At 69.1% G+C, this 14,206-nt stretch carries 16 protein-coding genes and 1 pseudogene; 15 read left to right on the top strand and 2 right to left on the bottom strand.

The window, feature by feature from the left end; all coding sequences use genetic code 11:
• Positions 1-48: 48 nt before the first annotated feature.
• Both ffh and ftsH read left to right on the top strand, forming a co-directional pair.
• On the top strand, positions 49-1,602 hold the full coding sequence (ffh, locus tag OG866_RS12510) for a signal recognition particle protein (RefSeq protein ID WP_329334243.1): 1,554 nt from the start codon (positions 49-51) through the stop codon (positions 1,600-1,602).
• 144 nt (positions 1,603-1,746) lie between these two features.
• Positions 1,747-3,684: an ATP-dependent zinc metalloprotease FtsH gene (gene ftsH / locus OG866_RS12505; RefSeq protein ID WP_329334242.1), complete on the top strand. Its 1,938-nt coding sequence runs from the start codon at positions 1,747-1,749 to the stop codon at positions 3,682-3,684.
• Here the strand turns inward: ftsH and OG866_RS12500 are convergent.
• A complete protein-coding gene (locus tag OG866_RS12500; RefSeq protein WP_329334240.1) occupies positions 3,681-4,262 on the bottom strand; it encodes a hypothetical protein in 582 nt (193 codons plus the stop codon). The genes ftsH and OG866_RS12500 overlap by 4 nt on opposite strands.
• A gap of 97 nt (positions 4,263-4,359) precedes the next feature.
• Positions 4,360-5,217 carry an SAM-dependent methyltransferase gene (locus OG866_RS12495; protein ID WP_329334238.1) on the bottom strand — a complete coding sequence of 286 codons (858 nt, stop codon included), beginning with the start codon at positions 5,215-5,217 and terminating at the stop codon, positions 4,360-4,362.
• A gap of 555 nt (positions 5,218-5,772) precedes the next feature.
• Here OG866_RS12495 and OG866_RS12490 point away from each other — a divergent pair.
• From OG866_RS12490 to OG866_RS12430, 13 genes and pseudogenes are all read left to right on the top strand, one after another.
• A complete protein-coding gene (locus OG866_RS12490; RefSeq protein WP_059198037.1) occupies positions 5,773-6,369 on the top strand; it encodes a hypothetical protein in 597 nt (198 codons plus the stop codon).
• A gap of 277 nt (positions 6,370-6,646) precedes the next feature.
• Entirely contained in the window at positions 6,647-7,066 is a 420-nt protein-coding gene (rpsP, locus tag OG866_RS12485; RefSeq protein WP_329334236.1) for a 30S ribosomal protein S16, read from the top strand.
• Positions 7,067-7,068: 2 nt separating this feature from the next.
• A complete protein-coding gene (locus OG866_RS12480; RefSeq protein ID WP_003973401.1) occupies positions 7,069-7,308 on the top strand; it encodes an RNA-binding protein in 240 nt (79 codons plus the stop codon).
• A gap of 104 nt (positions 7,309-7,412) precedes the next feature.
• Positions 7,413-7,958 (top strand): ribosome maturation factor RimM, encoded by a 546-nt coding sequence (gene rimM, locus OG866_RS12475; RefSeq protein ID WP_329334234.1) that lies wholly within the window; start codon positions 7,413-7,415, stop codon positions 7,956-7,958.
• Positions 7,955-8,788 (top strand): tRNA (guanosine(37)-N1)-methyltransferase TrmD, encoded by an 834-nt coding sequence (gene trmD / locus OG866_RS12470; RefSeq protein ID WP_329334232.1) that lies wholly within the window; start codon positions 7,955-7,957, stop codon positions 8,786-8,788. The genes rimM and trmD overlap by 4 nt, the downstream gene beginning before the upstream one ends.
• Before the next feature lie 133 nt (positions 8,789-8,921).
• Entirely contained in the window at positions 8,922-9,272 is a 351-nt protein-coding gene (gene rplS / locus OG866_RS12465) for a 50S ribosomal protein L19 (protein ID WP_059198033.1), read from the top strand.
• Between the two features lie 45 nt (positions 9,273-9,317).
• Positions 9,318-10,034, top strand: a complete 717-nt coding sequence (lepB, locus tag OG866_RS12460) for a signal peptidase I (RefSeq protein WP_329334229.1) — start codon at positions 9,318-9,320, stop codon at positions 10,032-10,034.
• Positions 10,027-11,109: pseudogene (gene lepB, locus OG866_RS12455) on the top strand (signal peptidase I); the annotation flags it as partial. The gene lepB (OG866_RS12460) and the pseudogene lepB (OG866_RS12455), both read left to right, overlap by 8 nt.
• Positions 11,006-11,968 carry a signal peptidase I gene (lepB, locus tag OG866_RS12450; protein ID WP_329334228.1) on the top strand — a complete coding sequence of 321 codons (963 nt, stop codon included), beginning with the start codon at positions 11,006-11,008 and terminating at the stop codon, positions 11,966-11,968. The pseudogene lepB (OG866_RS12455) and the gene lepB (OG866_RS12450), both read left to right, overlap by 104 nt.
• A gap of 103 nt (positions 11,969-12,071) precedes the next feature.
• A complete protein-coding gene (gene lepB / locus OG866_RS12445) occupies positions 12,072-12,854 on the top strand; it encodes a signal peptidase I (RefSeq protein ID WP_329334227.1) in 783 nt (260 codons plus the stop codon).
• Positions 12,844-13,359 (top strand): NUDIX hydrolase, encoded by a 516-nt coding sequence (locus tag OG866_RS12440; RefSeq protein WP_329334225.1) that lies wholly within the window; start codon positions 12,844-12,846, stop codon positions 13,357-13,359. Before lepB (OG866_RS12445) ends, OG866_RS12440 begins: the two co-directional genes overlap by 11 nt.
• A 56-nt stretch (positions 13,360-13,415) precedes the next feature.
• Entirely contained in the window at positions 13,416-13,724 is a 309-nt protein-coding gene (locus OG866_RS12435; protein WP_003965949.1) for a DUF2469 domain-containing protein, read from the top strand.
• A gap of 118 nt (positions 13,725-13,842) precedes the next feature.
• The gene (locus OG866_RS12430; RefSeq protein WP_079309729.1) at positions 13,843-14,205 is read left to right on the top strand and encodes a YraN family protein; all 363 of its coding nucleotides are present in this window, start codon (positions 13,843-13,845) and stop codon (positions 14,203-14,205) included.
• The last annotated feature ends 1 nt before the right edge of the window (position 14,206 follow it).

Genomic DNA, 14,206 nt, shown 5'->3' with positions numbered 1-14,206 from the left:
CCCTGGAAGACGCTCATACTGCCCCCGACTCCGAGGACCGACGCCGCCGTGTTCGATACTCTCTCCGACCGCCTCTCAGCGACCTTCAAGAATCTGCGCGGCAAGGGGCGTCTGAGCGAGGCGGACATCGACGCCACCGCGCGCGAGATCCGTATCGCGCTGCTGGAAGCCGACGTGGCCCTCCCGGTCGTGCGGACGTTCATCAAGAACGTCAAGGAACGCGCGATGGGCGCCGACGTCTCCAAGGCGCTGAACCCCGCCCAGCAGGTCCTGAAGATCGTCAACGACGAGCTCGTCACGATCCTCGGCGGCGAGACCCGGCGCCTGCGCTTCGCCAAGCAGCCGCCGACCGTCATCATGCTGGCCGGTCTCCAGGGTGCCGGTAAGACGACCCTCGCGGGCAAGCTCGGCCACTGGCTCAAGAGCCAGGGCCACTCCCCGCTGCTGGTCGCCGCCGACCTCCAGCGCCCGAACGCCGTGAACCAGCTGAGCGTGGTCGCCGACCGCGCCGGCGTGGCCGTCTACGCGCCGGAGCCGGGCAACGGCGTCGGTGACCCGGTCAAGGTCGCCAAGGACTCCATCGAGCACGCGAAGACCAAGGTCCACGACATCGTCATCGTCGACACCGCGGGCCGCCTCGGTATCGACCAGGAGATGATGAAGCAGGCCGCGGACATCCGTGACGCCGTCTCTCCCGACGAGATCCTCTTCGTCGTCGACGCGATGATCGGCCAGGACGCGGTCAACACCGCCGAGGCCTTCCGTGACGGCGTCGGCTTCGACGGCGTGGTGCTCTCCAAGCTCGACGGTGACGCCCGCGGTGGTGCCGCCCTGTCGATCCGGCAGATCACCGGCAAGCCGATCATGTTCGCGTCGAACGGCGAGAAGCTCGACGACTTCGACGCCTTCCACCCTGACCGGATGGCCTCCCGCATCCTCGACATGGGTGACCTGCTCACCCTGATCGAGCAGGCGGAGAAGACGTTCAGTCAGGAAGAGGCCGAGAAGATGGCCTCCAAGCTGGCGTCCAAGAAGGGCCAGGACTTCACCCTGGACGACTTCCTGGCCCAGATGGAGCAGGTCAGGAAGATGGGCAGCATCAGCAAGCTGCTCGGGATGCTGCCCGGCATGGGGCAGATCAAGGACCAGATCAACAACCTCGACGAGCGGGACGTCGACCGCACGGCCGCGATCATCAAGTCGATGACCCCGGCCGAGCGCCAGGAGCCGACGATCATCAACGGCTCGCGCCGCGCCCGCATCGCCAAGGGTTCAGGTGTCGAGGTCAGCGCGGTCAAGGGCCTGGTCGAGCGGTTCTTCGAGGCCCGCAAGATGATGTCCCGCATGGCCCAGGGCGGCGGAATGCCGGGCATGCCGGGGATGCCGGGCATGGGCGGCGGCCCCGGTCGCGCCAAGAAGCAGCCCAAGAAGGCCAAGGGCAAGCAGCGCTCCGGCAACCCGATGAAGCGCAAGCAGCAGGAGCAGGAGGAGGCCGAGCGCAGGGCCGCCGCCGCTCAGGGCGGCAACGCCTTCGGCGTCCCGGGCCAGCAGGCCCCGCAGGACTTCGAGCTGCCGGACGAGTTCAAGAAGTTCATGGGCTAGAAGTTCATGGGCTGACGAGTCCGAGAAGTTCATGGGCTGACGGTTCTTTCTCGTACGACGCCGGGGGCGCTCCCTGTTTCAGGGGGTGCCCCCGGCGTCGTATGCGCGCATGCTGGCGTGGCTTTCCTGTCGTAACGTCCGGATATGAGCAACCCCACGCCGCCCCGCAAGTCGCCGGACCAGCTCTGGCGTACCGAGGGCACCCCGGAGGAGCCGCAGAAGCCGTCCCCCGGTGGGCGCAGGCCGCGTGGCGGCTGGTGGAGTCTGATCGTCACCGCGCTGGTCGTCTATCTGATCGCCAACCTCGTGCTGTCCTTCTTCAACGAGGGTGACGAGCCGACGATCTCGTACACCGAGTTCAGCAAGCAGGTCGACGCCGGCAACGTCAGCAAGATCTACGCCAAGGGCGACGCGATCCAGGGCCAGCTCAAGAAGGAGCAGGACAACCCGGAGGGCGACGGGAAGTACACCAAGTTCAACACCGAGCGGCCGACCTTCGCGGACGACCAGCTCTGGGAGGACCTGACCAAGCACAACGTCACGGTCACGGCCGAGCCGGTCGTGCAGCACCGCAGCTTCCTGGCCAACCTGCTGATCTCGCTGGCGCCGATGCTGCTGCTGATCGTGCTGTGGATCTTCATCGCGCGGCGGATGCGAGGGGCGATGGGCGGCGCGGGCGGGATGCTCGGCCGCAAGGCCCCGCCCAAGCCGGTCGAGCTGGAGTCGGGGCAGAAGCGCACGACCTTCGAGGACGTGGCGGGCATCGACGAGGTCGAGGGCGAGCTCAACGACGTCGTCGACTTCCTGAAGAACCCGGACGCCTATCGGAGGATGGGCGCCAAGATGCCACGCGGTGTGCTCCTCGCGGGGCCTCCCGGCACCGGGAAGACCCTGCTCGCGCGGGCCGTCGCCGGTGAGGCGGGGGTGCCCTTCTTCTCCGCCTCGGCCTCCGAGTTCATCGAGATGATCGTCGGCGTCGGCGCCTCACGCGTGCGCGAACTGTTCGCCGAGGCCCGCAAGGTGGCCCCGTCGATCATCTTCATCGACGAGATCGACACCATCGGCCGGGCCCGCGGCGGCGGCTCCGGGATGGGCGGCCACGACGAGCGCGAGCAGACCCTCAACCAGATCCTCACCGAGATGGACGGCTTCTCCGGCTCGGAGGGCGTCATCGTCATCGCGGCGACCAACCGCGCCGACGTCCTGGACCCGGCCCTGACCCGCCCCGGCCGTTTCGACCGGGTGGTCATGGTCTCGCCCCCGGACCGGGGCGGCCGTGAGGCGATCCTGGAGATCCACACCCGTGACATCCCGATGGCCGACGGCGTGGACCTCGCCCAGGTCGCCCGGACGACCCCCGGCATGACCGGCGCGGAACTGGCCAACCTCGCCAACGAGGCCGCCCTGCTCGCCGTCAAGCGCAAGCAGGAGAGGGTGACGCAGAGCGACCTCTCGGAGGCGCTGGAGAAGGTCCAACTGGGCGCCGAACGCCCGCTGGTGATGCCCGAGGAGGAGCGCCGCCGCACCGCGTACCACGAGAGCGGACACGCCCTCCTCGGCATGCTGGAGCCGGGCGCCGACCCCGTCCGCAAGATCACCATCGTGCCGCGCGGCCGGGCGCTCGGGGTGACGCTGTCGACGCCGGACGCCGACAAGTACGCGTACACCGAGGAGTACTTGCGCGGCCGCATCATCGGCGCCCTCGGCGGCATGGCCGCGGAGCACGTCGTCTACGACGCCATCACCACCGGTGCGGAGAACGACCTCGAACAGGTCACCAACATCGCGCGCGGCATGGTCGCACGGTGGGGGATGAGCGAGCGCGTGGGCCGACTGTCCGCGCTGCCCAGTGACGCTCAGCAGGCCTACGGTCTCTCGGCGGCCCCGCAGACCCTGGACGTGATCGAGCACGAGATGCGCCGGATCGTGGACGACTGCTACGACGAGGCCTGCCGCAAACTCCGCGACCATCGCGGCCAGTTGGACGCCCTCGCCCAGGCACTGCTGGAGAACGAGACCCTGGAGGAGGCGGACGCGTACCGGATCGCGGGGATCACCCGGCTGACGAAGGAGGCGTCCTAACTCCGGGCGAATTTCCAGACGTACGGCTCGCCGTCCTCCTCGGCCCAATGGACCTCCACGTTCCGGGAGTTCGCCGGGATCAGGTACGTCTCGCAGAACGTGTGGCGCTCGCCCTCCTTCCAGCTCTCCACGTCGTACGGGTCCTCGCAGCCCTGGGCGTCCTCGGCCGCGCCGATGAGGATCGCGCCGCGCCGCCCGTCCGCGAACACCGTGGTGCCGTCGCCGACCTCGGGGGAGTCGGTGAGGGCCGGGCCGCCCCGGTGGGTGTAGGTGACGTGAGCGGTGGCCAGGACCAGGCCCTTGGCCTTCTCCGGCTCCGAGACCGCCTTCCGCGCCTCGGCCTCGGTGCCGACGTCGACCTTCTGGGCGGCGATCGCGTAGGTGACGGTGCCGGGGTCCTCGGCGACCTTGCCCGTGGCGCTCTCGCCGGGCGCGAGCGAGGCGTCCTGGGAGGGTGACGCTTTCGCCGGGCTCTTCGCGTCGACGCCGTCGCCGCCGTCATCGCCGCCGGCACCACAGCCGGCGGTGAGGAGGACGGCGAGGACGGCGACGGGCAGCGCGGTCTTGCGGTACGGCACAACAGCTCCTGTGCACAGGGGAAACGGACCCTGTGCAACGAAGCGGGCCGCGCGCCGCAGCGCCTGGATCAGGCCATGTTCACCGCGTGCGCGATGTTCAGGGCACGCGCGCGATGAGGTAGCGGAACACGTTCGGCATCCACACGGTGCCGTCCCGCCGCAGGTGCGGATGGAGTGCCTCTGCCAACTCCTTGTCGACCTGCGCCTGGTCCGTCGCGGAGATCGCCGGGTCGAAGAGGCCGGTCGACAGCAGGCCCTTGACGGCGCTGTCCAGGCCGGCGTACCCGAAGGGGCACGCGACCCGTCCGGAGCCGTCCAGCTTCAGTCCCGCCCGCTGGGCGACCTCCTCCAGGTCGTCACGCAGCGCGGGGCGCCAACTGCCCGAGCTGCGCAGGGGATCGGCCAGTTTCGTGGCCACCCGCAGCACGGACGACGTGGCGCACCGCTCCGGCGGACCCCAGCCGGCGAGCACCACGGGCGCCCCGCGCGCGGCGAGCGGTGTCGCCGCCCGCAACAGCTCGCCGAGCCCCTCCGAGTCCCCCGCGAGACACCCGATGGGCTCGAAAGCGGTCACCAGGGTGTACGCGGGCGTCTCCGCGTCGGCCGCGTCCTGTGGTGAGCCGTCGACCAGCCGCGTGTCCACACGCGCGCGTGGGCCCCACGCCTCGGGACGCAGCCGCTCCCGGGCCAGGGCGAGCCGTTCGGGGCAGGAGGCGTCGACGCCGGTGACCGCGGCCCCTCTGGAGACGGCCATCAGAAGGGCGAGCCCGCTGCCGCAGCCGAGGCCGAGGAGCCGGGTGCCGTGCCCCACATCGAGTCGCTCGTAGACGGCCTCGTAGAGCGGGACCAGCATCCGCTCCTGTATCTCGGACCAGTCACGCGCGCGTGCCCCTGGGTCCACGGGGGATGCCTCTCCCGTGTGAGTCAGGTGCTGCCGCACGAGCGTAGGTGTCATCAAAGCGCCCCAATCCGCCGAGAGTGGTCCTTGTGCCCGTTTCCGTGGCCCCCGTGACGTGCGCTCGCAGTTCCCCCCGTATGTCTTTCCGTATGCCAGCAAACTCCGCGTCCGTCCCGGCGTCCAGGGGTCGTAGGGCCCTGCTTGTGGGTTGAGTGTGCGAGTGGCGAGATTTCACATATCGGCAACGTGGGCCCGTATGATCCCGATCGCCGTCGGGTCGCCGAGGACGGGCCGGTGCCGGACGGCGACTCGGCGCCGGGTAACGTCGCGGTGGCCGCACACGCTTACTGGGGTAGCGGCCTTCCGGCGGGAGAGCGGCCGAAACGCCTCTTGCGCATCCGCGGACCTCACTCGCCCCGGCGCGCGGACACCGTCTACAGGCCGGGTCGTATATCGGACTACGTACCGGCTTAGTGCGAGCTGTGAGGCTTATCCGCAGATCAGCGCACCCGCCCTCGTCAGGACGCATCAGCGGCAACTGACGGGTACGTGCAAATTATTTGGGATGGCCCGGAATAGGAACACACGGGCCCTCACGCTCGTTGTCATTACGTGAGCACGACACAGACACCACCTGTTCTCGCCGCCGAGCTGGCACAGGCGTGGGCCGACATTCAGCGGTACCACCCCGAGCTGCCCGACCTCGCCGCGCCAGAGTCCCTGATCGGGGAGTCGTCGTCCGCGTGCGGACACGAACTCTCCTTCGAGCGACTGCTCCATGAGGCAGTCCATGGGATCGCCGCCGCCCGCGGCGTCCGTGACACCTCCCGCGCCGGCCGCTACCACAACCGCAGATTCCTCGCGATCGCCGAGGAGCTGGGCCTGGACCACCCCGAGGAACCGCACCCGAGCAGCGGCTTCTCGCTGGTCACCCTCAACCCCGAGGCGAAGCGCCGCTACCGGCCGACGATCGACCGCCTCCAGCGCGCCCTGAAGGCGCACACGGCGGCCACCTCCGCCGACACCTCCCGCACCTTCCGCGGCCCCGCCGCCCGGCACGGCTCCTCCGGGGGCGGCGTGCGGGTGAAGGCGGTCTGCGACTGCGGCCGCAACGTACGGGTCGTCCCGTCGGTGCTGGCGCAGGCGCCGATCGTGTGCGGCGGCTGCGGAAAGCCGTTCCGTATCCCGGAGGTCGTCGGCGCGGCGTAGCCACGCGCGGTGCCGGCGTCTCGTGGGTGCCGGGACCGGTGTCGTGGTGCGCATGCCTGACGGGCACCCGATGCGCCGGGTGCCCGTCAGGCATGCCCCACGACAGCCTCGGTCCGAGGTGACCCGCGGGGTGTGGCACAATGGCTAGCTGTACTCGACAGTCGCACAGGACCCCTCTCTCCTCCGGCTGACGCGTCCATCGGGCACTCGGGTACCGCAACCCCACGCGGCAATCTCGCCGTGCCCAATCACGTCAAAACCAGGAGAACCCACTCCCGTGGCAGTCAAGATCAAGCTGAAGCGTCTGGGCAAGATCCGTTCGCCTCACTACCGCATCGTCGTCGCCGACTCCCGCACCCGTCGTGACGGCCGTGCGATCGAGGAGATCGGTCTGTACCACCCGGTGCAGAACCCGTCGCGCATCGAGGTCGACGCCGAGCGCGTCGCCTACTGGCTGGGTGTCGGCGCGCAGCCGACCGAGCCCGTGCTCGCCATTCTGAAGAAGACCGGCGACTGGCAGAAGTTCAAGGGCGAGCCCGCCCCGGCTCCGCTGCTCGTGGCCGCTCCGAAGGCCGCGCGCCCGTCGTTCGAGGCCCTTGGTGGCGACGACGAGGGCAAGGGTGAGGCCATCACCCAGAAGAAGAAGGCTGAGAAGAAGGACGAGGCTGCCGCCGAGTCCGAGTCGACCGAGGCCTGAGCATGCTCGAGGAGGCTCTCGAGCACCTCGTGAAGGGCATCGTCGACAACCCTGACGATGTGCAGGTCGCCTCGCGCAACCTGCGCCGCGGACGCGTGCTCGAGGTCCGGGTGCACCCCGATGACCTCGGCAAGGTGATCGGCCGCAACGGCCGCACCGCACGCGCTCTGCGCACCGTCGTGGGCGCCATCGGCGGTCGCGGTGTCCGCGTCGACCTCGTCGACGTGGACCACGTCCGCTGACGCCAAACGCAGCACCGGCTCGGGCCGGGGAGGGCCTAAGGGCCGTCCCCGGCCCGTAGTCGTATGGCCGTACGGCCAGTCGCATGACAGGAGATCTTCGAAAAGTGCAGCTCGTAGTCGCTCGCATCGGCCGTGCCCATGGCATCAAGGGCGAGGTCACCGTCGAGGTCCGCACCGACGAGCCGGAGCTCAGGCTCGGGCCCGGTGCCGTACTGCTCACGGACCCCGCCGCCACCGGCCCCCTCACCATCGAGACCGGCCGGGTCCACAGCGGCCGTCTCCTCCTGCGCTTCGAGGGCGTCAAGGACCGCACCGGCGCCGAGGCCCTGCGCAACACCCTCCTGATCGCCGAGATCGACCCGGAGGAGCTGCCGGAGGAGGAGGACGAGTACTACGACCACCAGTTGATGGACCTGGACGTGGTCACCAAGGACGGTGCGGAGGTCGGCCGGATCACCGAGATCTCGCACCTGCCGTCCCAGGACCTCTTCATCGTCGAGCGGCCCGACGGCAGTGAGGTGATGATCCCGTTCGTGCAGGAGATCGTCACGGAGATCGACCTGGAGGAGCAGCGGGCGATCATCGACCCGCCTCCCGGACTGATCGACGACCAGGCCGAGATCGCGTCCTCGAAGGAAGACGGCGCATGAGGCTGGACGTCGTCACGATCTTTCCCGAGTACCTCGAACCCCTGAACGTGTCCCTCGTCGGCAAGGCACGCGCGCGTGGGCAGCTCGACGTCCAGGTGCACGACCTGCGCGAGTGGACCTACGACCGCCACAACACCGTCGACGACACTCCGTACGGCGGTGGCCCCGGCATGGTTATGAAGACCGGGCCCTGGGGGGACGCGCTGGACTCCGTGCTGGCCGACGGTTATGAGGCGGGCTCCCACGCGCCCGCTCTCATCGTCCCGACGCCCAGCGGACGCCCCTTCACCCAGGAACTCGCCGTCGAGCTCTCCGAGCGGCCCTGGCTGGTCTTCACGCCCGCCCGCTACGAGGGCATCGACCGCCGGGTCATCGACGAGTACGCGACCCGGATGCCGGTCTACGAGGTCTCCATCGGCGACTACGTCCTCGCCGGCGGCGAGGCGGCCGTACTGGTCGTCACCGAGGCCGTGGCACGACTGCTGCCCGGCGTTCTCGGCAACGCCGAGTCGCACCGGGACGACTCCTTCGCGCCCGGCGCCATGGCGAACCTCCTCGAAGGCCCCGTCTACACCAAGCCGCCCGCCTGGCGCGGCCGGGAGATCCCGGAGACGCTGCTCAGCGGCCACCACGGCAGGATCGCCCGCTGGCGGCGCGACGAGGCCCTCAAGCGCACCACCGCCCACCGGCCCGACCTCATCGAGCGCTGCGAGCCCAAGGCCTTCGACAAGAAGGACCGCGAGATGCTCTCCATCCTGGGCTGGGTGCCCGACCCGGAGGGGGAGCCGTACGGCCGATTTTGGCGTCGGGTCGACGGCGTGGAAGAATAGGTCGCTGTTGTGCGTCGTCCGGCGTGCGCCCCTGCCACAGGGGGACACGACGCCCGCCCCGACACGGACAGCTCCTCATGAAACACCTATCTCCCGCTTATGACCTGTGGCATGGGCGAAGAAAGCAGACGAAATGTCTCACCTGCTCGACTCCGTCGACAGCGCGTCGCTGCGCAGCGACATCCCGGCCTTCCGCCCGGGTGACACCGTCAACGTCCACGTCCGCGTCATCGAGGGCAACCGCTCCCGTGTGCAGCAGTTCAAGGGCGTAGTCATCCGTCGCCAGGGCGCCGGTGTCCGCGAGACCTTCACGGTCCGCAAGGTCTCCTTCTCCGTCGGCGTCGAGCGCACCTTCCCGGTGCACACCCCGATCGTCGAGAAGATCGAGCTCGTCACCCGCGGTGACGTGCGTCGCGCCAAGCTCTACTACCTGCGCGAGCTGCGCGGTAAGGCCGCGAAGATCAAGGAGAAGCGCGACAGCTGAGCTCGCGCGGGTGTTCTTATCGGGGCCGGATAACATCTGGCTCCGATGGACACCGAAGCACAGCAGACGGAGCGCGACCGCTCCTCCCGCCCTTCCGACTCCGAGGAGATCTCGGACACTGAGGGTCAGGAGGGGCGGTCGCGTTTCGCGTTCGTGTCGCGGATCACCGAGTGGCTCCCCGGTGGGCGGATCACCCTGAGTGTGCTGTTCTGCCTGCTGTTTTTGCTGCTTCTCAACGTTTTCGTGGCTCAACCCTTCCAGATTCCCAGCGGATCCATGGAAAACGGATTGAGGATCGGGGACCGCGTTCTCGTAAACAAGTTGGCGTACCGTTTCGGTGCCGAGCCGCGGCGCGGAGAGATGGTCGTGTTCGACGGATCCGGGTATTTCGGGGACGCGGACTACATCAAGCGCGTTGTGGGGGTGGGGGGAGACCACGTGGTCTGCTGCGACAAGAAGGGGAGGATCGAGGTGAACGGCCGCTCGGTCGACGAGTCGACTTTCCTGTACCCCGGTGACAGCCCGTCGACGGTTCCCTTCGACGTCGTCGTGCCCGACGGCACTCTCTTCGTTCTCGGTGACCACCGCAGTCACTCCAGCGACTCCCGCGACCACCTGGGTTCGCCCGGCGGCGGCATGATCCCGGTCGGCCAGGTGATCGGCCGCGCCGACTGGATCGTATGGCCGACCGCCCACTGGACCCGGCTGGGGCCTTCCGACGCCTACGCGCGCGTGCCCGCCGAGGGCGGTGCGCATGGGTAACCGCGGCAAACCGCGCGGGGTGTCCGGTGACGCCGCCGACAACCTTCTGCCCACCGGCGTCCGGCGCGCCGCCAGCCCCGCCGGCGGGCGCTCGCGAGCGGAGCGCCGCAAGCTCCAGCGCAAGGTCAAGCGGCGCCGAAGGCGCTCCGCCGTCAAGGAGATACCGCTCCTCGTCGGTGTCGCCGTGCTCATAGCCCTGGTGCTGAAGACCTTCCTCGTGCAGGCCTTCGTGATCCCGTCCGGCTCCATGGAGCAGACGATCCAGATCGGCGACCGCGTCCTGGTCGACAAGTTCACCCCGTGGTTCGGCTCCAAGCCGCAGCGCGGGGACGTCGTCGTCTTCAAGGACCCCGGCGGCTGGCTCAAGGACGAGCAGACGACGACGAAGAAGGAGGACCCCGTCGTCGTCAAGCAGATCAAGGAAGGGCTCACCTTCATCGGTCTGCTGCCGTCCGACAACGAGAAGGACCTCATCAAGCGGGTCGTCGGCGTCGGCGGCGACCGGGTCAAGTGCTGTGACTCCCAAGGGCGGGTCACCGTCAACGGGGTCCCGCTCAGCGAGGACTACCTCTATCCCGGCAACGCTCCCTCCACGCAGCAGTTCGACATCACCGTCCCCCAGGGGCGGTTGTGGGTGATGGGCGACCACCGGGCCAACTCCGCGGACTCCCGCGTGCACCAGGACACCGACTACGGCGGCACGGTCTCCGAGGACTCGGTGGTGGGACGGGCGATGGTCATCGCCTGGCCCCTGGGCCACTGGAACATGTTGAAGGAGCCGAAAACCTACGCTTCCGTGACCGACTCGGCGACCGGGTCGACCGCTGCTCCCCCGCTGTCGCATAGGGTTGCCTCCGACGATCCGAATGGACCTGTCCAACTCCCGACCCCTGCGGAACTCCCGCTCGTTATGGGAGTGGTGGGCCTGCGCCGTGCATGGGGCAGGCGGCGGCACAGAGTAAGGAGTTGGCGTGGGGGATGTGGCGGTTGGCGCACGGTCCGGACACGACGGCGAGGAGCACCGCGGACGCCCCGTGGACCCGGCCGACCCGGCCGCGGACAGCGTCGTGACCTCGAGCGATGGCTCCGGCGGAGACGGGGACGGGACCAGGACGGACCAGGGCCAGGAGGAGTCCAAGCCCGCGCCGAAGAAGCAGCGTTCCTTCTGGAAGGAGCTGCCCATCCTGATCGGTATCGCGCTCGTCCTGGCGCTGCTGATCAAGACCTTCCTGGTGCAGGCGTTCTCGATCCCGTCCGACTCGATGCAGAACACCCTCCAGCAGGGTGACCGCGTCCTGGTCGACAAGCTGACGCCCTGGTTCGGCTCCGAGCCCGAGCGCGGTGAGGTCGTCGTCTTCCACGACCCCGACAACTGGCTGGCGGGCGAGCCGACGACCGACCCCAACGCCATCCAGACGTTCCTCAGTTGGATCGGTCTGATGCCGTCCGCCGAGGAGAAGGACCTCATCAAGCGGGTCATCGGCGTCGGCGGCGACACCGTGTCCTGCAAGGGCACCGGCCCGCTGAAGGTCAACGGCAAGGCGCTGAACGAGGCGGACTACGTCTACGCGGGCAACACCCCGTGCAGCCAGGACGACCAGGGCGGCCAGTTCACCGTGAAGGTCCCCAAGGGCTACATCTGGGTCATGGGCGACCACCGCCAGAACTCGCGCGACTCCCGTTACAACCAGACCGACAAGCACCACGGCATGGTCCCGGTCGACGATGTCGTCGGGCGCGCCGTCGTGAAGGCCTGGCCGATCAACCGCTGGGGCACCCTGCCGGTCCCCGACACCTTCGACCAGGACGGCCTGAACACCCAGTCCTCGGCGTCCACCGCCCTGACCGTGGCCCCGCAGGGGCTGGCGCTCGCGGGCGCGGTGCCGGTGGTGCTCTGGCGGCGGCGGAAGACCGCCCCGGTCGAGACGCGCTGATCACCCCCCGCGGTTGACCTTGTGAAACCTTTACGGAGGCCGTGACCCAGGTCTCCGAAGAGGGGCTGACCGCTTCCGGTACCGCCGGGTAGGGTGCGGACCCATGGGTGGCGAGAGCACGACACGTACGGCCCCGCGCAGCGGTGGCACCAATACAGGCCCGGTGGGCAGCCGGACCGGACAGCGACTGTCCGGACTGGCCGTCGCGCTGGGCCTGGTGCTGTTCCTGGGCGGGTTCGCCTGGGGAGCGGTGGTCTACCGGCCGTACACCGTGCCCACCAGCTCGATGGCGCCCACCATCGACGCCGGTGACCGGGTGCTCGCGCAGCGCATCGACGCCGGCGACATCCACCGGGGCGACGTCGTCGTCTTCACCGACAAGAGCTGGGTGAGCAACGCCCCGGTGGTCAAGCGCGTGGTCGCGGTCGGCGGGGACACCGTCTCCTGCTGCACGAAGGGCAAGCTGACCGTCAACGGCAAGCAGATCGACGAACCGTATCTGCCCAAGGACAGCCTGGCCGAGTGGAAGAACATCCCCGAGGTGACCGTCCCCAAGGGCCGGCTGTTCCTGCTCGGTGACGAGCGGCAGGGCTCGCTCGACTCCTCCGCGCACCTCACGGACGCGGCCAGCGGCACGGTCGCGGTCAGTGCAGTCACCGCCCGCGTCGACGCCGTGGTCTGGCCCATGGACGGCATGTTGAAGGAGCCGAGCGGCTTCAAGGAACTCGGTGCGCTGTCCTCACCGGGTCCGCTGCGGACGATCACCGCCCTGATCATCGGCGGCGCGGTGCTCGTGCTCGGCGGCGGGGCCTACGGTCCGATCGCCCAGCGGCTCGGCAGGCGTCGCGGCGCCCCTGCCCGGACGGAGCCCGTGGGTGCGCGCTGAGGCCGCGGCGGACACCTATGAGGGCGGACTGCGCAAGGTCGCCAGGGTGGTGCTGCTCGACCCCGACGACCGCATCCTGCTCCTGCACGGCCATGAGCCGGACGATCCGAGCGACGACTGGTGGTTCACGCCCGGCGGCGGAGTCGAGGGCGACGAGACTCGTGAAGAGGCCGCTCTGCGGGAACTCGTCGAGGAGACCGGGATCACCGAGGTCGAGCTCGGTCCGGTGCTGTGGCGGCGGATGTGCTCCTTCCCCTTCGCGGGGCGCCGCTGGGACCAGGACGAGTGGTACTTCCTGGCCCGGACGACCCAGACGGCGACGGCGGCGACGGCGCTCACCGATCTGGAACGGCGCAGCGTCGCCGGAGCGCGCTGGTGGACCTGTCAGGAACTGACCCGGGCACATGAGACGGTGTATCCGACCAGACTCGCCGAGCTGCTCCGCAGGCTGCTCGACGAAGGTCCCCCGGCCGGGCCCGTGACCCTCGACACCGAAATCGTCTAGGGGCTGACGGGACTGGCGCACAATGGGGGGATCGCACGGCTGAAGGGGAACATGCCATGAGCGCCGAGGACCTCGAGAAGTACGAGACCGAGATGGAGCTGAAGCTCTATCGGGAGTACCGCGATGTCGTCGGTCTGTTCAAGTACGTGATCGAGACCGAGCGGCGTTTCTATCTCACCAATGACTATGAGATGCAGGTGCACTCGGTCCAGGGCGAGGTGTTCTTCGAGGTCTCGATGGCCGATGCATGGGTTTGGGACATGTACCGGCCGGCTCGGTTCGTGAAGCAGGTGCGGGTGCTCACGTTCAAGGACGTGAACATCGAGGAGCTCAACAAGAGCGACCTGGAGCTGCCGGGCGGGTGAGAGGCGTAGTGGGGCCGCTCGTGTGGGTGGCTGAGTTTTCCACAACGGCCGGGTGGTCCACCAAGATCAACAAGGGTGGCTCGGCTGCGTGATCGTTGGCGCCGGAGGTGGTGCCGACATGAACGCACGCAGTGCACTCGGCAAGTACGGCGAGACGCTGGCCGCGAGGCGGCTGGCGGAGGCCGGGATGACCGTCCTGGAGCGCAACTGGCGCTGTGGCAGGACCGGTGAGATCGACATCGTGGCGCGGGACGGAGAGGTCCTGGTCGTCTGCGAGGTCAAGACACGGCGGGCGGGTGCCTTCGAGCACCCGATGGCCGCGGTGACCCCCGAGAAGGCGGAGCGCCTGCGCGGCCTCGCCGAATGCTGGATCCATGCCCATGGAGGAGCACCGCCGGGCGGCGTCCGCATCGACCTGGTCGGCGTCCTCCTGCCGGAGCGTGGCGCCCCCGTCGTCGAGCATGCGCGGGGGGTGGCCTGAG

This window comes from Streptomyces sp. NBC_00663, from assembly GCF_036226885.1.
GTDB lineage: Bacteria > Actinomycetota > Actinomycetes > Streptomycetales > Streptomycetaceae > Streptomyces.
The sequence above is the reverse complement of the archived record's forward strand: the minus strand, read 5'-3'. Positions and strand labels throughout refer to the sequence as shown.

Bases quoted from the DNA above. Each gene is read 5' to 3' on its own strand.
- ftsH (WP_329334242.1), top strand. From the start codon at position 1,747: ATGAGCAACCCCACGCCGCCCCGCAAGTCGCCGGACCAGCTCTGGCGT.
- OG866_RS12495 (WP_329334238.1), bottom strand. From the start codon at position 5,217: ATGACACCTACGCTCGTGCGGCAGCACCTGACTCACACGGGAGAGGCA.
- OG866_RS12480 (WP_003973401.1), top strand. From the start codon at position 7,069: ATGCTCGAGGAGGCTCTCGAGCACCTCGTGAAGGGCATCGTCGACAAC.
- trmD (WP_329334232.1), top strand. From the start codon at position 7,955: ATGAGGCTGGACGTCGTCACGATCTTTCCCGAGTACCTCGAACCCCTG.
- rplS (WP_059198033.1), top strand. From the start codon at position 8,922: ATGTCTCACCTGCTCGACTCCGTCGACAGCGCGTCGCTGCGCAGCGAC.
- lepB (WP_329334229.1), top strand. From the start codon at position 9,318: ATGGACACCGAAGCACAGCAGACGGAGCGCGACCGCTCCTCCCGCCCT.
- lepB (WP_329334227.1), top strand. From the start codon at position 12,072: ATGGGTGGCGAGAGCACGACACGTACGGCCCCGCGCAGCGGTGGCACC.
- OG866_RS12435 (WP_003965949.1), top strand. From the start codon at position 13,416: ATGAGCGCCGAGGACCTCGAGAAGTACGAGACCGAGATGGAGCTGAAG.
- OG866_RS12430 (WP_079309729.1), top strand. From the start codon at position 13,843: ATGAACGCACGCAGTGCACTCGGCAAGTACGGCGAGACGCTGGCCGCG.